General features: G+C 60.8%; 18 protein-coding genes, 1 tRNA gene and 1 other RNA gene. 8 read left to right on the top strand and 12 right to left on the bottom strand.

All coding sequences use genetic code 11. The features are described from left to right. Positions 1-41 precede the first annotated feature (41 nt). From HS122_07190 to HS122_07180, 3 genes are all read right to left on the bottom strand, one after another. Positions 42-350: a hypothetical protein gene (locus tag HS122_07190; GenBank protein ID MBE7538179.1), complete on the bottom strand. Its 309-nt coding sequence runs from the start codon at positions 348-350 to the stop codon at positions 42-44. A gap of 680 nt (positions 351-1,030) precedes the next feature. Next, positions 1,031-1,420: a type II toxin-antitoxin system VapC family toxin gene (locus tag HS122_07185; GenBank protein MBE7538178.1), complete on the bottom strand. Its 390-nt coding sequence runs from the start codon at positions 1,418-1,420 to the stop codon at positions 1,031-1,033. Further along, a complete protein-coding gene (locus tag HS122_07180) occupies positions 1,407-1,667 on the bottom strand; it encodes a hypothetical protein (protein MBE7538177.1) in 261 nt (86 codons plus the stop codon). The genes HS122_07185 and HS122_07180 overlap by 14 nt, the downstream gene beginning before the upstream one ends. A 197-nt stretch (positions 1,668-1,864) precedes the next feature. On the opposite strand from HS122_07180, the gene HS122_07175 reads away from it, so the two are divergent. Then, positions 1,865-2,851: an alpha/beta hydrolase gene (locus HS122_07175; protein MBE7538176.1), complete on the top strand. Its 987-nt coding sequence runs from the start codon at positions 1,865-1,867 to the stop codon at positions 2,849-2,851. 18 nt (positions 2,852-2,869) lie between these two features. On the opposite strand, the gene HS122_07170 is transcribed toward HS122_07175, so the two are convergent. From HS122_07170 to HS122_07155, 4 genes are read right to left on the bottom strand one after another with little or no spacing between them, the layout of a single operon-like run. Further along, entirely contained in the window at positions 2,870-3,865 is a 996-nt protein-coding gene (locus HS122_07170; GenBank protein ID MBE7538175.1) for an MCE family protein, read from the bottom strand. After that, positions 3,858-4,718: an ATP-binding cassette domain-containing protein gene (locus tag HS122_07165; protein MBE7538174.1), complete on the bottom strand. Its 861-nt coding sequence runs from the start codon at positions 4,716-4,718 to the stop codon at positions 3,858-3,860. The genes HS122_07170 and HS122_07165 overlap by 8 nt, the downstream gene beginning before the upstream one ends. Next, complete coding sequence (locus tag HS122_07160) at positions 4,715-5,467, bottom strand: ABC transporter permease (protein MBE7538173.1); 753 nt, start codon at positions 5,465-5,467, stop codon at positions 4,715-4,717. The genes HS122_07165 and HS122_07160 overlap by 4 nt, the downstream gene beginning before the upstream one ends. Then, complete coding sequence (locus HS122_07155) at positions 5,464-7,011, bottom strand: hypothetical protein (GenBank protein MBE7538172.1); 1,548 nt, start codon at positions 7,009-7,011, stop codon at positions 5,464-5,466. The genes HS122_07160 and HS122_07155 overlap by 4 nt, the downstream gene beginning before the upstream one ends. Positions 7,012-7,508: 497 nt before the next feature. On the opposite strand from HS122_07155, the gene HS122_07150 reads away from it, so the two are divergent. After that, on the top strand, positions 7,509-8,096 hold the full coding sequence (locus HS122_07150) for an RsmD family RNA methyltransferase (GenBank protein MBE7538171.1): 588 nt from the start codon (positions 7,509-7,511) through the stop codon (positions 8,094-8,096). Positions 8,097-8,151: 55 nt separating this feature from the next. Here HS122_07150 and HS122_07145 read toward each other — a convergent pair whose 3' ends face one another. Continuing rightward, on the bottom strand, positions 8,152-8,898 hold the full coding sequence (locus tag HS122_07145; GenBank protein MBE7538170.1) for an RNA methyltransferase: 747 nt from the start codon (positions 8,896-8,898) through the stop codon (positions 8,152-8,154). A gap of 152 nt (positions 8,899-9,050) precedes the next feature. Between HS122_07145 and HS122_07140 the strand changes: the two genes are divergently transcribed. The 6 genes from HS122_07140 to HS122_07115 all read left to right on the top strand — a co-directional run bounded on the left by HS122_07140 (position 9,051) and on the right by HS122_07115 (position 13,429). Further along, a tRNA-Gly gene (locus tag HS122_07140) sits at positions 9,051-9,124 on the top strand. 55 nt (positions 9,125-9,179) lie between these two features. Further along, positions 9,180-9,917 carry an aquaporin family protein gene (locus HS122_07135; protein ID MBE7538169.1) on the top strand — a complete coding sequence of 246 codons (738 nt, stop codon included), beginning with the start codon at positions 9,180-9,182 and terminating at the stop codon, positions 9,915-9,917. Next, positions 9,914-11,407: a glycerol kinase GlpK gene (gene glpK, locus HS122_07130; GenBank protein ID MBE7538168.1), complete on the top strand. Its 1,494-nt coding sequence runs from the start codon at positions 9,914-9,916 to the stop codon at positions 11,405-11,407. The genes HS122_07135 and glpK overlap by 4 nt, the downstream gene beginning before the upstream one ends. A 195-nt stretch (positions 11,408-11,602) precedes the next feature. Then, on the top strand, positions 11,603-12,139 hold the full coding sequence (locus HS122_07125; protein MBE7538167.1) for an FKBP-type peptidyl-prolyl cis-trans isomerase: 537 nt from the start codon (positions 11,603-11,605) through the stop codon (positions 12,137-12,139). 30 nt (positions 12,140-12,169) lie between these two features. Then, positions 12,170-12,457 (top strand): YhbY family RNA-binding protein, encoded by a 288-nt coding sequence (locus HS122_07120; GenBank protein MBE7538166.1) that lies wholly within the window; start codon positions 12,170-12,172, stop codon positions 12,455-12,457. A gap of 24 nt (positions 12,458-12,481) precedes the next feature. After that, complete coding sequence (locus HS122_07115) at positions 12,482-13,429, top strand: 3-methyladenine DNA glycosylase (GenBank protein MBE7538165.1); 948 nt, start codon at positions 12,482-12,484, stop codon at positions 13,427-13,429. A gap of 79 nt (positions 13,430-13,508) precedes the next feature. Here the strand turns inward: HS122_07115 and rpsT are convergent, their stop codons facing one another. The 4 genes from rpsT to HS122_07095 all read right to left on the bottom strand — a co-directional run bounded on the left by rpsT (position 13,509) and on the right by HS122_07095 (position 16,061). Then, on the bottom strand, positions 13,509-13,790 hold the full coding sequence (gene rpsT, locus HS122_07110; protein MBE7538164.1) for a 30S ribosomal protein S20: 282 nt from the start codon (positions 13,788-13,790) through the stop codon (positions 13,509-13,511). 510 nt (positions 13,791-14,300) lie between these two features. Beyond that, positions 14,301-14,697, bottom strand: an RNA gene (gene rnpB / locus HS122_07105) — RNase P RNA component class A. Positions 14,698-14,892: 195 nt separating this feature from the next. Next, on the bottom strand, positions 14,893-15,603 hold the full coding sequence (locus tag HS122_07100; GenBank protein MBE7538163.1) for a hypothetical protein: 711 nt from the start codon (positions 15,601-15,603) through the stop codon (positions 14,893-14,895). A gap of 44 nt (positions 15,604-15,647) precedes the next feature. After that, on the bottom strand, positions 15,648-16,061 hold the full coding sequence (locus HS122_07095; GenBank protein ID MBE7538162.1) for an Rrf2 family transcriptional regulator: 414 nt from the start codon (positions 16,059-16,061) through the stop codon (positions 15,648-15,650). Positions 16,062-16,240 lie beyond the last annotated feature (179 nt).

The following is a 16,240-nucleotide window of genomic DNA, read 5'->3' as shown; positions in this document are numbered from 1 at the left end:
CGCCGCCGCGGCCTTGATCTGGCAGTAGTGTTCGTAGCCGATCACGACGCCACCTCCAATCCGAGCACCTGATACAACGGTGCCTCGTAGGCGATCACACCTGCATCGATGAGCTGGCGGCGCGCTTCACCGATCGACTCCTCACCCAGGGAAAGCAGGCGCGCGAGTGTGCGGTCGGCGTAGTAGCTCAGCCCGTGTTCGTCACCGACGGTGACGAGCACAAGGTACAGCGCCCACGCTGGTGCCGTTGCCTTCATCAGGTAGTTTCCGCGGACCAGTCGATGGTCCACCCAGCTAAACTGGTGAGGCACGCGCCGCACCCGGTTGATTGCAATCAAGTGTTTTTCCATAGGCGGGCCGCGGGATGTCCTTGCCCAATACGGCCCGGCCCCGGGAGTGCAGCCGGCGCGTCATTTGTGCGATGTCGTCTTGTAAGACACTTCCGGTGAGATGCGCGATAAGCCCCACCATCACAGGGGTTTGCCTCGCCATGATGTCTTGTAAGACAAGTTCCTCGTCTTGTGGCGCAATACGCTTGTTCGCAGCAGGTTGTGAATCCAGGCGGTCTTGCAAGACAACTTTCCGCCTGCGCCGCCGCTTCCAATACCCCGGATGCGCCGCCTGCCACGCCCGCGCTCGCGCCGCATTCTCCGGTCCGCAAAAGTAGTCCGCGTTCTGCCGACGACTCAGCCATCGACGCTGACTGTCGGCCTTGCGCGCCCTGCGACACGGCACCTTGCAGCAGTACCGCTGGCGCGCGCGATTGCGCACATCCGGAACGAAGAACTCCCCGCAATGGCGGCACTTGCACGATCCCTTCGCATGCATCGCCGACCAGTTTCACCACCTTCACCCCGCTCGACGATCCCACCCTCACTCACTATCCACCACCCATCCAGCAGGAAGAAAAACCACCCATTCGAAGAACCTCCACCTGCCTCCACCAAGCAAGAAAATCGCCCCAAGAAGACGTGGATTCCTACCCGCCACAAAACCATGACTTCTCTCTCGCCGCTGACACCAAGGACGGCTATGACGAAACAGGGAGCTTGGCGCGCTTCAATCCGAGCACCCGATCGAATTCACCATCCAAATAGACAAGGGTCGCCGAATTCAGCAGCGCAGTCGCGGCGATCCAATTGTCGTTCTCGCCGAGCCTCCGCCCAATTTTCATCATCTCCTTGTCCAGAACCCCCGCCCTGTAGGCGACAGCTTCGGATACCGGAATCTTCCGGAGGCGTTGCAGGAAAACACGCGTTGCAGCCTCGCTCGCGCGGGAGGCAATCTCGGCCACCGTGACAGTGCTGCAGGCGAGATCCTCACCTTTGTGCCGACCAAGGTAGGAGCGAATGGGGCCAATCGTTCGCTCCGCGAGCTCACGCTCAAGTGCGATCAACGCACTCGTATCAAGCAGAAGCATGGGGCTTGCGGCGCGAACGCGAGTCCCGGGTCGTGCGCTGATCCTTGACCAGCTGCTCGCGCTCCTCGGGCGTGAATAGGCTGCGGCCTTCCATCGGTGCGAGGGATGCGAGCCACTCCTCGGCACACTTTGCCGGCTGGTTGTCCATGAGGCGGGTGATCACATCGCTGTAGCTCTCTCCGGTGGAACGGACGCCTTTCAGGCGTTTGGCCACCTCGTGTCTGACGGTAAGGGTCGTGTACGGCATACATTGAAAATGCATTTTCAATTGATCCTGTCAATACCGATCCGTCGAACAATCTCAACTTCCTTGGGTCGGGCATCCGCATTCTGCGCACCATCGGTTGCACCGCGGCTGGAGCATCATGGCGCGACAGGCGCGTCCGAAAAACATGAAAAGGGTCTGGCTCGACGAAGGTGGAGCGTTTCGCCACATTGCAGCCCATGTCATCCCTCATGCTGGCAAAGTCCGCGGTCACAAGGATGCCCCACCCGCGAGCGGGATACTGGCGCAGGTCGCCGGTTTGCTTTGGAATTCTCATCGTGGCGGCGGGCATGCTCGCCCTGCCTGGCGCGAAAGCGGGTGATGTCCGGGTGGAGCGCGATATTGACTATCTGGAGCCGGGGCGGAAGGAGAAGCTCGACCTGTACCTTCCCGACGCCGAATCCGGAGCAGGCGTTCACGGCAAGGCGCGCCCGGCAGTGGTGTGGATTCATGGCGGTGGTTGGATCAACGGCACGAAAAGCGAAGGCCGCGCCAAGGAATTCTGCACGACCATGGCCAGGGCCGGATACGTCGCCGCGAGCATCGATTATCGCCTTGGCAGGGGAGCCTGGCCCCAGAATTTGTACGACTGCAAGAATGCCGTCCGTTTTCTCCGCACGCAGGGCGGTCGCTATGGAATTGATGCCGCACGCATCGCCGCAGCCGGGGGCTCCGCCGGCGGACATCTCGCTCTCATGGTCGGCTTCACTGCGGACCAGCCGGAGCTGGAGCCGACCGCACCCTATGCCGGCGTTTCCAGCTCCGTGCGCTGTGTTATAGACATGTACGGGATCACCAACATTCTCACGCGCCAGAAGACCGACCCGACGGGTCAATCCACCGGTGTGCTCCACTTGGGCAGCGCACCATCGGTCTTCGGCACGGATGACGAGAATGCGCCGGTCCTGAAGCTGGGATCGCCTGTCAACCACGTGACGCCACGCTCACCGCCGGTCCTCATCCTTCACGGACGGGCTGACGCGACCGTCGACTTTCCACAGTCAGAGGAACTGGCCCGGGTGCTCGACCGCCAGGGCGTGCCCCATGAGTTGATGCTCCTCGATGGAGTGGGCCACACGTTCACGCTGGAAACCTGGCGTAATCGTCCGCTGCCACGCGACCTGCGGCCAATTGTGCTGGATTTCCTCGACCGGTATCTGCGTTGAGCCCGCTTCCGACAAACCTCAGAACAACGCGCCAGCCACGACTCCCACCGCCGTGATCGGCCCCTGGTCTGAAAGCCCGTCCACGGCGCGATCCACCTTGCGCATCACGCCCTGGGCTTCCTTGAACAGGCTGTCATCGTTGATGAGTTTGCCCAGCGTTCCCTCCCCTGTCGTCAGTTTTTCGGAAAGGATGCGCAGATTGTTCGTCACAACCTTGATGTTCTTTGCGGCCTCTTCGTCGTAGATCAGCGTGCCCAGGGTGCCCTTGCCGCTCTTCACCTGGTCGATGATCCCCTGCGTGTTCGTGATGAAGGTCTTCGCATCCGTGGCCGCGCCGCGGATGTCTCCGAGCGTTTTCACAAGCGTGTCATACGCCTCGGTGTCGTTCACCAGCTTGCCGAGGGTCCCCTGCCCGGTGTTCACCTTGTTCGTGATGTCCCTCAGGTCGCTCGTGATCTGGCCGATCCTCGCGCTGTTTTCGTCGACCAGTTTGTCGAGTTTCCCGATCAATCCCGGTCCGTCCTTGCCTCCGCCGCTCAGGGCACCGGTGAACTGGCTCAGGGCGCCATCGATCTTCTTCCCGATGTCGCCAAGCTGCGACACGATCGTGTTGAGATCGGGGGTGTCCACGGTGCGGATCTGATTCTCCGCCTGCAGGTAGCCGTTGCCCTGGGTGCCGAGATCTAGCGACACGTAGTTTGCGCCCAGCAGGCCCGCCATCGCGATTGTGGCCACCGAATCCTGCGCGACCTGGACCTTGGGATTGATCAGCAGAACCGCCTCGGCCTGGCGGCCTGCGAGCCGCGTCTCCCCAACGGCCCCCACCTTCACTCCGGCCATGCGCACTTCATCGCCCGCCTTGAGCTCCTTGAGGTTGCTGAAGTGCGCGATCAAGCGATACCCTCGATCGCGTCTTACCTGGCCGCTGGTGAGCGCCTCGAAAGTCACCCAGATGAGGGCGACCCCCAGGAGAAAAAACAGGCCCACACGGGCCGACATTTGTGCGTTAGTCATGGTTCTCGGTCTCCAATTTCCTGAAACGGGGATTCCTGATGTCGATCTCAGGGTTGAGAAAGGCTTTGACGACCGGATCCTGGCTTTTCGCCAGGGAATCCGGCTTCTCCACCGCGCGCAGACGCCCTTGATGCACCAGCGCGACGCGGTCCGAGATCGTCAGCGCAAGAGCTCGATCGTGCGACACCACGACTGTGGTGACAGCGATCTCCTCCTTGAGCGTCGCAATGATCTCGGCGATCGTCGCGCTCATCAGGGGATCCAGTTCACTCGTGGGTTCATCGAAGAGGATCAACTGCGGTTCCATCACCAGCGCACGCGCGATCGCCACGCGCTTCTTCATGCCTCCCGACAGCTCCGAGGGAAACTTGTGCGCTGCATTCTCAATCGACAGGATCTTCAGCGCGCGCATGACACGATCACGAATCTCCGGCTTCGGGCAGAGCCGGTGTTCCAGCGGATAGAGCGCCAGGTTGTCATACACGCTCTGCGAATTGAAGAGCGCCCCGCTCTGGAAAACCATCGCCACGGCAAACCTGTCCCGCGTTTCCGGAAGCTGGGGGTCATGCCCGCTGATTTTCACGCTTCCCGAGGTGGGCGATTCCAGCCCCGCTATGTGCCGCAGAAGGACGGTCTTCCCCGAGCCGCTCGGCCCCATGATCGTGAAGATCTCCCCCGGCTGCACTCCCAAGTTGACGTCGATCAGGACCTGCTGGCTCCCATAGGACTTTGAAAGATTCTCCACGTCGACAGGCACCGCATTGCGATCGTCGCGAACGAGCACCGGACGGCGGGCTTTCTGGAGCCTGCCTCCCCGTTGCGGGAGTGATGCGGAGGAAAATTGCGCGCTCATGACAGGGCCTTGGTGATGAAGTAATCCAGCGTCAGGATCGCAATGAGCGAGTACACTACCGATTTGGTGACCGCGAATCCGATCTCGCGCGGCCCGCCCCGCGTTCTCAGCCCCGTGGTGCATGCGATCAGCATGATCACAAAGCCAAAGATCTCCGCCTTTATCAGCCCGTCCATGACGTCCTCCACGGACAGGTATTGCTTCAGATTCTGGAAATACATCTCCGTCGGCACCCCGATCATTTTCACCTGCGCGCTGACAATGGCCCCGCCAAACCAGCCGATGATGTTTCCCATCATGGTGAGCAGGGGCATCACAAGCATCACGGCAATAAGCCTCGGCAGCACCAGCAGGCGCGCGGGCGGAATGTTCATCGTGACCAACGCGTCGATTTCACCGGAGACTTTCATGGAAGCCAGTTCGGCTGTTACCGCGGACCCGACCCTGCCCGCAAGCAGGATGGCCACCATGACAGGCCCCAGTTCGCGAGCCATGGATTCGCCGACAAGCGTGCCGATCAACTGCTTCGCTCCAAAATCGCGAAGCGTGATGCCGGCTTGCAGCGCCAGCACGGCACCGATGAAGAAGCAGAGAATCGCCACTATCGGAAGCGTCGTGTAGCCGACAAGAAACCCCTGCTCCGACACGCGTTTCAGGATGCGTGGCGCGGCCGGAAGTGAAATGAAAGCCCTCCCCGCCAGCAGAAGTGAGCTTCCCAAAGCCTCAAGTAGGTCGGTGATGCGTTTCATGGTTCGGTGGTGTGTGACAGCTTTGTGCCCGCGGCCTTGAATTCCCCAAAGAACGGACGCCAGCCTCGACCGGTTTCACGCTTGAATCCAAACAAACCGCATAGCAATGCAACACGCCTGCCCGCGGTTGTTCGGGTGTCGCTGAACAACGGTCCCAAGTGAAACTCATGCGCCTGCTTCGCGGGCTCGCCATGATAGGTGACTCCATTCCAGAGAAAAGAATGGCGCACCTCGCCGTCGGGCTGCCGATCATAGCGGTACAGCGCAAACAGCGGCGACCAGGCCAGGCGCGTCGGCCGGTTCTGCGGAAGAAAAACCTCGAGTGGACTCAGCACCTGGACCTGACGATGACCGGCACCATTGTCCCATACCGAAGCCAGCGGCCAAAGGTGGGCCTTGTAGGCGGGAGCCGCCTGCGGATTCCCAACGCTTCTCTGCTCCGTGGCATTGTACAGGAAGTAGAAAAACTGGGATTTCGTCTGGTCGACCTCGCCCTCACGGGAGGAAAGCCGACGCCAGAGCGGCCAGAGCACCCACTCCTTCTCGACACCCTTGATCACCGACCGCGTGTAGAAGGGCGCCCAGCGGTTGACCATGCGATCGTCGCCACGACCCTGGACGAAAAGCGGCCAGAAATAGTTCCGGGCATGGTAGCGATACGGCTCCGTCCGGTCGACGTATCCAAAAAATGGCCACAACCAGGTTTCACTGCGATACCCTTGAGCGCGATCACGCGCATAGAAGGGCAGGATGCCCAGCTTCTCATCCGGCTGCGCCTTGTTGAGTCCGGATTGATTGCGATAATAAAACGGCCACAGCACAAACTGCTCGCGGTAGTCGCCGGGTTTCCCCCGTTCACCATACAGCGGCCAGATCTCAAATCCTGAATTGCCTCCGCCGCGCACCACCTTGATGAACGGCCAGGGCGCCGTCGTCGTTGTGACACCGCGCTTTTCAAAGCGCCCGTAGAGCGGAAACAAGACCCAGTTGAGACGATCCTGCCCGAACCGCTGCTTAACCTCGCCCGCGATCGGGAAGACAGCCTGGTAGTCGAGTTCAGGATTCCCGGTCCGCCGCGAAAAATAAAACGGCCAGGCATCAAATGCGCGGTACGGCACGGACGCCTGTGTCGCGGGCCCGTTTTCCGCCGAAGGCACCGTGCTGAGGTTGATCAGGTTGAAAAAGCTCCATCGCCGCGCACCGGCCTCACCTTTGCGGTAGGTGAAGAATGGATACACTCCGAAGGCCTCCCTCAGACTGCCTTCCGGATCCTTCCGCGTCAGGTAGATCGGTCGAAAGCCCTCCACACGATCCATGGCTCCTGGCGGGAAATCTGAAGCAACGGGTCGCATGAAAAGCAGCGGCCCCATCGCGGTCCAGGACTGCGCCTCTCCCGCCTTCTTGTCCGAATACTGACCGACAAAAAACGGCCAGACATTCAACTCTTCCCCTTGAGTCCTCGGAAGGACAGGCCCGCACAACAGCCCGGCCAAAATGCCCGCGGCGACGCGGTGGCGGGCGATCAGGGTTGGCGGGCGGTTCATGGTTGGTAAATTGGCAAACGGGTTCAACAACAGCCATCATGGCTCACTGTAGTCGAGTCCGGACACAAGGAATAGTTAGGCTCCTAATTAAAATATATCGGGAGCGGGATGCAATCGTCATGTTGCACCTCTCAACCCAGCAATGGGCCAGAGGTTCCAGAAATACTGAAACTTCAACTCAATCTCATCTCCCCGAATCGGAATTGACCGAAGCGCTGTGGGACAACAGAGGTTCAAAGCACTCCAATCGACGAACTGCGCCGACTCGCATGAGCTGCAGCACTGGAAACAGGATTCTTATCAATCTATCCATCATCGGGATATTCGAACTTACACGCGACGCGATCTCGGGTCGACGTGGCGAACGGGTGGGCGCATCAGCAATAGATTGAATGGAAACTTCTCCAAAAGTATGAACCGCATATCTTTCACTACGAATGAAGTTCGCTGAAAGAGTCATCCCAGCTCGGAGTTTTTTCATTCTTTTGAGGTAGAACATGCGCATCAGCGGTGGAATTGCAAAAGGCATATCCCTAGTGGTGCCATCCGGTGACACCGTGCGTCCCGCAACTGATGGTTTGCGTCAGGCTCTATTCTCGAGCCTCGGCTCAAGAATCATCGGTGCCAGGTTTCTCGATCTCTTTGCCGGAAGCGGTGCCTACGGGCTCGAAGCTCTGAGCCGGGGTGCCACGCGCGGCACATTCGTCGAGAAAAATGCCCGAAGCCTCACCTCTCTCCGACGAAACCTTCAGGCTGTTGCGAAGTCGCTGGGGAAATCCCCCGATGACCTCGCCCGCATCTCTGCTCACGATGTCGCCTCCTGGCAACCGTCACTCGAAGACCCTCCCGCCAACCTGATTTTCGTCGATCCGCCGTACGACCTGATTCTTGAATTGTCGCCCGCGCTGCTTGCCCGCCTCGCTGACTGGGTGAATCCGGAGGACGATCCGCTCCTTTTTTTCGAGACTCCGGGTGAAATCACTCTCGAATCGCCCCAATGGATGGCGTTCAAACGCATCGGCGGCACCAAGCCCCGGCAGCCCGGTATTTCGGTCTTCCGCCTGCGCGAGCTGGCACCAGGCTGAGCCCAAGCGCTTCATCCGCCGGGCTTCCCTTCAGCACTGCTCAGGCTTCGTCCCATTACATCCGGCCCTGCCTGCCTGCCAGGATCGCCAGCGCCGCGACGACCGCAGTCTCCGTGCGTAGAACAGACTCGCCAAGGTGGGCCAGCACAAATCCGGCTTCCCGCAGGATCTCACGGTCGCCCGCACCCCAACCCCGCTCCGGTCCCAATGCCAGGCAAACCGGACGCAACGGCCCGACGTCGACCTCGCCGAGGCGCATGCTCGCTTCGTAATTGTCGAGCGCCAGCAGCAGCGGGATGCGTTCCCTCTCGCCTGAATCGTTCGCACCCGCAACAATCCCCATCGTCTGCTTGAGCGACTTGTCCCAGCTCACGTCTGGAATACGTGTGTCAAACGCCTGCGCTGCGCCTGCCAGCAGGTGACGTCGCCACTCTCCGGATGTCCACAGCGTGCTTGCCGCGTAGTTCGGATCGCTGCGCTCCGTTGCGACAAACTGCAGCGTCGTCACCCCAAGGGTCGCCGCATCCACCAGAATCTTCCGCGCAGTCTGGGGCCGCGGCAGGCCAGCCAGCAGTGCCAATGGCAACCGCGGGGGCATCGGAACACCCCAGGCAAATTCCAATTCGAGGTGCTCCGGAGTGATGCGTCGCAGCACCGCTCTTCCCCTCGGACCGTTCACCTGCCCCACATCGAAAGAGTCGCCCTCCGCCCTGCGCAGGACCTCGAGCACGTGCATCGCACGCGCATCCGTGCGAGGCAGCGGCGCGGCGATTTCAATCGAATCAAAAAGGACAAGGTTCAAGCGATCCGGCAATGCAGCCGGCCATGCGACGCTGCCGGGCGACATCGACCTCGACAAGAACGCGATGCAATCGACTGCTCACAGCCCGCCAATGGCCTGCGTCAACCAGGCTTGACGTCCGCAACGACCTTGAAAATCGTGATGCCCTTCCTGCGGGTGTAGTTTAGTGGTAAAACTCCTCTCTTCCAAAGAGGTATCGTCGGTTCGATTCCGTCCACCCGCTCCAATCGGAAGCCGCCTCCGCCAACGGCGCTTGGTTAACCCCAAAAAAGTCACCACCCATGACTCCATTCACCGCCGAGTTGATCGGCACCGCTCTCCTCGTCACGCTTGGCAACGGCGTCGTTGCCAACGTCGTTCTCGGAAAAACCAAGGGCAACAGCTCGGGCTGGATCGTCATCGCGACCGGCTGGGCGATGGCCGTCACGATCGCCGTCTATACGGTGAACTCCTTCAGCGGCGCGCACCTCAACCCCGCTGTGACCATCGGCCTCGCCGCCATCGGAAAATTCTCGTGGGCGCTCGTGCCTGGCTACGTCAGCGCCCAGATGCTTGGCGCGATCACCGGCGCAGTGGTCGTGTGGCTGGCGTATCTTCCGCACTGGGCGGCGACCACGGACCAGGGCGGCAAGCTCGCGGTCTTCTGCACAGCGCCGGCGATTCGCCACCCGTTCGCCAACCTGCTTTGCGAGATCATCGGCGGCGCGGTCCTCGTCGGAGGCGTGCTGGCGATACTGCGACCGGAGAACCTTCAGCCAAACAGCGGCTTCGAAATGGGCTTTGCACCGTTTCTCGTCGGGCTGCTCGTGTGGTCCATCGGCCTTTCGCTCGGCGGACCCACCGGCTACGCCATCAACCCCGCGCGCGACCTTGGCCCGCGGCTGGCCCACGCCTGGCTTCCCGTCGCAAACAAGGGCGGAAGCGACTGGAGTTACGCCTGGATTCCCGTCCTCGGTCCGATCATCGGCGGCGTGGCGGGCGCGATGTTCTTCAAGATCTTTTGGTCAGCACTCCCATGAAATACATCCTCGCTCTCGACCAGGGTACGACAAGCTCACGCGCCATCATTTTCGATCACAGCGGCGGCATCGTCGCCGTGGCACAGCAGGAGTTTCGCCAGATATTTCCCAGACCAGGCTGGGTCGAACACGACGCCAGTGAGATCTGGGCTTCCCAGGCCGCCGTCGCCGCCGAGGCGCTGCGCAAGGCCGGTCTCAATGGATCGGACATCGCAGCCATCGGAATCACAAATCAACGCGAGACCACCGTCGTATGGGATCGAGCGACAGGAAAGCCCATCTGCAACGCGATCGTGTGGCAGGACCGCCGCACCGCCGGTGCCTGTGACCGTCTGAGGAAGGCAGGTCATGCCGCCGGGATTCGCCGCAGGACCGGTCTGGTGCTCGACGCGTATTTCTCGGGTACAAAGCTCGCATGGATTCTGAAAAACGTCCCGGGCGCGATGGCCCGCGCACGCGCCGGAATGCTCGCCTTCGGAACCATCGACTCCTGGCTTGTCTGGAATCTCACGGGAGGAGCAGTCCACGCCACCGACGTCTCCAACGCTTCGCGCACGATGCTCTTCGATCTGAAATCCTGCGCCTGGGACGACGGACTCCTGAAGCTGCTCGGCGTGCCGCGCGCCGTGCTACCGGAGGTGCGGGGTTCGAGCGAGGTGTATGGCGAATGCACCCTGTGGGGCGGCGCGATTCCCATCGCCGGCATCGCTGGGGACCAGCAGGCCGCTCTCTTCGGCCAGGTCTGCACGCGCCCCGGCATGGTCAAGAACACCTACGGCACCGGGTGCTTCATGCTGATGAACACGGGGTCGAAGCCCATCGTATCGAAGAACAATCTGCTCACGACCGTTGCCTGGCGCATCGGCGGCCGCACGGAATACGCGCTCGAAGGCAGCATTTTCATCGCCGGTGCCGTCGTGCAGTGGCTGCGTGACGGACTCGGCCTGATCAAGTCGTCCGCCGAGGTCGAATCACTCGCCGCACAGGTCGCCGACAACGGCGGCGTTTACCTGGTGCCCGCGTTTGCCGGGCTCGGCGCTCCGCATTGGGACCAATATGCGCGCGGACTGCTGGCGGGTGTCACACGCGGCACGACAGCCGCGCACCTCGCGCGCGCCGCGCTCGAAGGCATCGCCTACCAGGTCTACGACGTGCTCCATGCCATGCAGTCGGACTCCGGCATCCGCCTGAAGGAACTGCGGGTGGACGGAGGCGCCTGCGCGAACAATCTGCTGATGCAGTTCCAGGCCGACGTGCTCGGTGTGCCCGTCGTGCGTCCGCGCGTGGCTGAAACCACCGCGCTTGGAGCCGCATACCTCGCCGGACTCGCCGTCGGCTACTGGAAGGACACCGCCGAAATAGCCGCACAATGGCAGGTCGACCGGGGCTTTGCTCCCGCGATGAAACCATCCCATCGCAACAGTCTTCTCGACGGCTGGAGAAAGGCCCTTTCCCGCGCAAGACACTGGGAGAAACCCACCGATCACTAAACTAACTCAGCTTCGTCGACCGCGATTGCTCGTGCACACTGTGGGGCGGACATTCTTGTCCGCCCAATCCTCATTGAACAATGATGGCCACGCCCGATGATCGGGCCCTCATGGCCTCTCCGTGCCTGAGTCCGGCAAGGAGACGTTCTCATTTTCCATGTTGATACGCCCGCCGCTTCGTGTCCTTTCCTCCTCATGCGCAACTTCATCGTCCTCGGCGGCCTCGGCCTGATTCTTGCAACCATCGCCATTGTCGTGCGGCAGGGCTGGCTTGCGCGCAAGGATCCCGGCACACCGATAAACAGCGCAATGCGCGAGACCCTCGCAGCCAGGACACCGCAATGGAGCCGTGCGGAAGCCGACGTTCTCGCCCGGGATTTCGCGAGCGCGCACGAGACAAAATCCGGCATGCGCTACGTCATACGCGATCCCGGAACGGGCGACGCGACACCGAAGAAGGGCCAATGGGTCACCGCCCACTACGAGGGCCGCCTCTTCGACGGCACCAAGTTCGACAGCAGCTATGATCGCGGACAGGGCCCACTGCGATTCCAAGTTGGCATCGGACGGGTCATCGCGGGCTGGGACGAGGCGCTCCTGACCATGCATCGCGGCGAGAAGCGCACCCTGGTGATCCCCTACTGGCTCGCCTACGGGGAGCGCGGTCAGGGCAAACTGATTCCACCCAAGGCCGGCCTGATTTTCCACGTCGAGTTGATCGACTTCCAATGAAAACCTGCCGCCCAATGCATTCCGTCTAAAATGAGCACCTCACTGACCGGTGCCGAAAAGAGCCGCCTGCGCAGTCGAGGCCAGACGCTCGATGCATCCCTCAAGATCGGACGCGAAGGGGGGTCCGACGCGGTCGTCCAATCCCTCAATCGCCTGCTGGCCGCGCATGATCTCGTCAAGGTGCGCTTCACCGCGGCGGATAGAAGCGAACGCAGGTCCCTCACGGCGTTGCTTGCGGCTTCCACCGGCAGCAGTTGCGTGGGATCGGTCGGCGCCACCGCACTTTTCCATCGCGAAAGTCCCCCGGACGAAGCCTGAACGGGCGACCGGACCTGTCTCGCCATGGTGGCAGCAGCAAATTCACGCCGCGAAATCACCCGCATCCCAACCCCGGAGTGGCAGCGGCGCCGTGATGCGCATGAACAGCGCCTGCGATCATGGCTCGATCCACACCAGGAGCGGGCTGCACGCGGGGAAAAGCATCCAGTGTGGGATTTTCTTTTCAGCTACTACGCGTTCCGACCCGCATGGCTGCGGCAGTGGCATCCCGGACCGGATGTTCTGCTCGAGGGGGAAGAGGCGCGCGCTTTCCTTCGCTGGCCCGAATATGAGGAGACCATGGGAGGAGTCCTCCTCGATCCGACGCACCTCCCGGAAAAGCGCCGTGTATTCGTTTCCTGGTTACACGGACTTCTCGCGGCCATGGTCGCGCGGCCGGCGTACTTCGGCTGTCACGGCCTGCACGAGTGGGCCATGGTCTACCGGCAGTCTCCGGATGAAATCCGCCACAACGCCTGGCCCTTGCGCTTCGATGCGGATGGCATCGCTGCAGTGGTCGAGCGCGGTGCGCTGGCCTGCACGCATTTCGACGCATTCCGATTTTTCACTGGATCCGCAGCTCCGCTGAACCGCCACAAACCGACCCGGGAAACCGCTCCCGCTCTTGAACAACGCGGTTGTCTGCATGCCAACATGGATCTCTACAAATGGGCGTTCAAGCTGGCACCGTTCACGCCATCAGAATTGATCGCGGATTGTTTTGAGCTGGCGTGCGACATCCGGGAAGTCGACATGCGCGCGAGCCCCTACGACCTGCGCGAATTGGGTTTTCAACCGATTCCCATCGAGACAGCCGCGGGACGAAACGAGTTTGAGCAGCATCAGCGTCGTTTCGCAGCCCGGGCTGAACCGTTGCGCGCGCGCCTCATGGACCTGTGCGTGATCCTGCTGGATTCAGGATCACCGCGAACCGCGGAATCAACTGGGAGAACGCAAATCCGAATCTCCTGAAACCCGGGAGAAAATCCCCGCAAAAAAACTCCGGGTTGTTCAACCCGGAGCGCGATTTCTACTCAAACTTGAAACTGCGTCAGCTCGCGCTTGCGGCAGCGGCCTTGGGACGGGAATGTTTGGCGATATGGCTCTTCGCGCGGGCGGCGGCGTTGCGATGCACGACGCCGGACTTGGTCGCACGATCCATGGCCGAGGCATAAAGGCTTCCAGCCGATTTGATTCCCTCGAGGTCTCCCTTGGCCACCGCCTGCTCAAACTTCTTGTGAAGCGTCTTCAAACGAGTCTGAACCGCGCGATTGCGGGTGGTGAGACGGGCGGACTTACGGGCGGCCTTGATGGCGGATTTGGTGTTGGCCATAGCAGAAAGTGAGATTGATAGCCGGCCAAAAACCCAGACGAAGCGTCCTGAGTCAAGGGGGAAATCCGACGGCCGCTGTCCCAAAACCGATGCATCGGGCAATCTCCCCCGGAGATCCGGTTCACACCGCACGCGCCATGGCATCGACCCCGAAGCCACGCGGACCGATGTATTCCTCAGCGATGAAACGCGCAACCATTCGTCACAAGTCTACGCCCCAGGTTTTGACTCCCCGGCTAGCCACACCATCGAAAAATGCCGTTCTCGACAAAGAGGATCTCGACAGCGACTTCCATCAACCACAAAGATTAGGGGCTGACCCCATAGCTCCATAGCTTCGCGAACCTCGAAGGGGTCGGCCCCTAATCTTTGTGGTTGAATTCCGAGATTCTCAATTTTCGAAATCGCTTCTCCGGAGCCAAACTCGCCGTTGAGACTCCCTCGCGGGTGTCATGACCATGAATGCGTCGACCAAGATTTTCACGTGTTGGGAAGGCGCATGCGGCTTGGTTTTGGGGCCGGTAAGCCGGATTCTGTTCCACGCCTCGCGGCGCTTCAGTCGTCATTTCTCTCGCCGGTTTTCACCGACGCCCCGCTTGCGCGGGGTGCGGCATACCCGCAACTATCGAGCGGGCCGCTCAGTTGCCTATTTTGCCTTGCACCCGATGGGGTTTTTCGTGCCGCCTCCATTGCTTTCGGCGCGGTGGGCTCTTACCCCACCTTTTCACCCTTGCCAGCCCAGAACCGAAGCTCTGAACCGGCGGTTTGATTCTCTGTGACACTTTCCGTCGCCACGCCTTGAAACGTGACGCCCGCACTTGCGGTAAGGCTTGTGCGGCATCGTGCCCTGTGGTGTCCGGACTTTCCTCTCCAGGAATGCAAATCAGCGGGCGGCGTTTTCCGCCCACATGGGATCAAAGAACCTGGAGCGACGACTAGGCCCCAAAACCAAGACCGCGTTCGCAGTGCAACCGCGGAAGAACAGCGATCACACGAGAGATCCAAAATGGCAAGTCAGCAGCCAATTCAAGACATCCGAAGCAACTCCAACCGCAATTTCCCGCCCGTCCGTTGCAGTTCGGTGGCGCAGCTCGTCACCGCGTCATTCCGCGTACACTATCCGCCCACATTGGTCGCACACCGGCATCTGGCCGTTCGGATCGGCCTTGAGGCGCACGGCTGACTCCACCTCGGACGAAACCTTGAGGTGGCACCCTCCACACTTTCCTCCAGAAACCGGCACGCACACGGGCATGTGACGCGAAGCGATCCGATCGTAAATCCTAAGCAAGGGCTCGCCAAGCGGCAAGCGCGCCTCGGCGACGTCCCGCTTCGCCGCCTCCAGCTCCGCGGCGAGTACGCTTTCTCGGTCGCGGTGGGAACGGATTCGCGCCTCATGCCCCGAGATATTATTTTTCAACTCCCGCTCCGCACCGGCAAACTTCGCCTTCGCCGCCTCGATTTCATAGAGGACATTCAACTCTGCCTCTTCGAGCGCTCCTATCTGTGTTTCAACTGTCTCAATTTCATGACCCAAGGCGCGAAACTCGTCGTTCTTGCGAACTTCCATCTGCTGGGAGCGATACTTGGCTGCCTTCTGCTCGGCGGTGGCGATTTCGTTTTCGAGATCCTTCCTGCGCGACTCCAGCTTTTGCCATTCGAGTTTGGCCGTGTCGATCGCCGTGCGCTCAACCAGAATCTTCCGCTCAATCGCTGCAATATCGCCGGGCACCCCTTTCAACTCCTTCTCCAAATCGAGACGTCTACGATCGCGCCCTTGGAGGATGAGGAGTTTTTCGAGTTGGGGTGTCATGGAACGCTGGGAGGATCGCCAACCTTCAGATAATTGCAGATCAATTAGATATAGTACATTGCATCACCTGCCTTCGATGCAAACTTGTCCAGCGTGCACGCCCGGCAGCTTTCCTCAAGCTTCGTGCGCACCTCGCGCCAGACTTCCGTCACGCGACGCCCTGATTGCCCGACGCTGGCGGTATTGAGCTCCAAAACATCTCCTTCGATCACCTTCAAGATGTCGTAGAGGCTGATTTCCTCAGGCGGTCGCGCAAGCGCGTAGCCACCCTGCTTCCCGCGACGACTGACAATCAGCCCGCCATTGCGCAATTCCGTAAGAATTTGAACCAGGTAATTTGCAGGAACGGCTTCAACTCGGGCCAACTGTTCAATGTGAGCCAGCGTCTCGGTTCCCCGCAAACGCGCCATGTGGGCCAGAACCCGGCAGGCATAGTCGACTTTCACTGAAAGCTTCACCAGGCCGAGGCTTCTGCAAAATCTTAGGCTCGCAACCTAAAATGAACAGTCCGCAAAAAAACGACCCATTTGACGACTTTGGCGCAGCCTCATTTCGGACTACAAAAACGGGTAAATAGTCGTTGTCCCCGCTCCCGTTTTCGGATGCAATTTACCTCTGCCATTTTCATCTTTTCCCA

This window comes from Opitutaceae bacterium, assembly GCA_015075305.1.
Classification (GTDB): Bacteria; Verrucomicrobiota; Verrucomicrobiia; order Opitutales; family Opitutaceae; genus UBA6669.
Note: the sequence above shows the minus strand (reverse complement) of the source record. Positions and strands in the feature narration are given on the sequence as shown.

What these genes read in the sequence shown, in the direction of transcription:
- HS122_07190 (MBE7538179.1), bottom strand. Translation starts at nt 350, where the DNA reads ATGGAAAAACACTTGATTGCAATCAACCGGGTGCGGCGCGTGCCTCAC.
- HS122_07185 (MBE7538178.1), bottom strand. Translation starts at nt 1,420, where the DNA reads ATGCTTCTGCTTGATACGAGTGCGTTGATCGCACTTGAGCGTGAGCTC.
- HS122_07180 (MBE7538177.1), bottom strand. Translation starts at nt 1,667, where the DNA reads ATGCCGTACACGACCCTTACCGTCAGACACGAGGTGGCCAAACGCCTG.
- HS122_07175 (MBE7538176.1), top strand. Translation starts at nt 1,865, where the DNA reads ATGTCATCCCTCATGCTGGCAAAGTCCGCGGTCACAAGGATGCCCCAC.
- HS122_07170 (MBE7538175.1), bottom strand. Translation starts at nt 3,865, where the DNA reads ATGACTAACGCACAAATGTCGGCCCGTGTGGGCCTGTTTTTTCTCCTG.
- HS122_07165 (MBE7538174.1), bottom strand. Translation starts at nt 4,718, where the DNA reads ATGAGCGCGCAATTTTCCTCCGCATCACTCCCGCAACGGGGAGGCAGG.
- HS122_07160 (MBE7538173.1), bottom strand. Translation starts at nt 5,467, where the DNA reads ATGAAACGCATCACCGACCTACTTGAGGCTTTGGGAAGCTCACTTCTG.
- HS122_07155 (MBE7538172.1), bottom strand. Translation starts at nt 7,011, where the DNA reads ATGAACCGCCCGCCAACCCTGATCGCCCGCCACCGCGTCGCCGCGGGC.
- HS122_07150 (MBE7538171.1), top strand. Translation starts at nt 7,509, where the DNA reads ATGCGCATCAGCGGTGGAATTGCAAAAGGCATATCCCTAGTGGTGCCA.
- HS122_07135 (MBE7538169.1), top strand. Translation starts at nt 9,180, where the DNA reads ATGACTCCATTCACCGCCGAGTTGATCGGCACCGCTCTCCTCGTCACG.
- glpK (MBE7538168.1), top strand. Translation starts at nt 9,914, where the DNA reads ATGAAATACATCCTCGCTCTCGACCAGGGTACGACAAGCTCACGCGCC.
- HS122_07125 (MBE7538167.1), top strand. Translation starts at nt 11,603, where the DNA reads ATGCGCAACTTCATCGTCCTCGGCGGCCTCGGCCTGATTCTTGCAACC.
- HS122_07120 (MBE7538166.1), top strand. Translation starts at nt 12,170, where the DNA reads ATGAGCACCTCACTGACCGGTGCCGAAAAGAGCCGCCTGCGCAGTCGA.
- HS122_07115 (MBE7538165.1), top strand. Translation starts at nt 12,482, where the DNA reads ATGGTGGCAGCAGCAAATTCACGCCGCGAAATCACCCGCATCCCAACC.
- rpsT (MBE7538164.1), bottom strand. Translation starts at nt 13,790, where the DNA reads ATGGCCAACACCAAATCCGCCATCAAGGCCGCCCGTAAGTCCGCCCGT.
- HS122_07100 (MBE7538163.1), bottom strand. Translation starts at nt 15,603, where the DNA reads ATGACACCCCAACTCGAAAAACTCCTCATCCTCCAAGGGCGCGATCGT.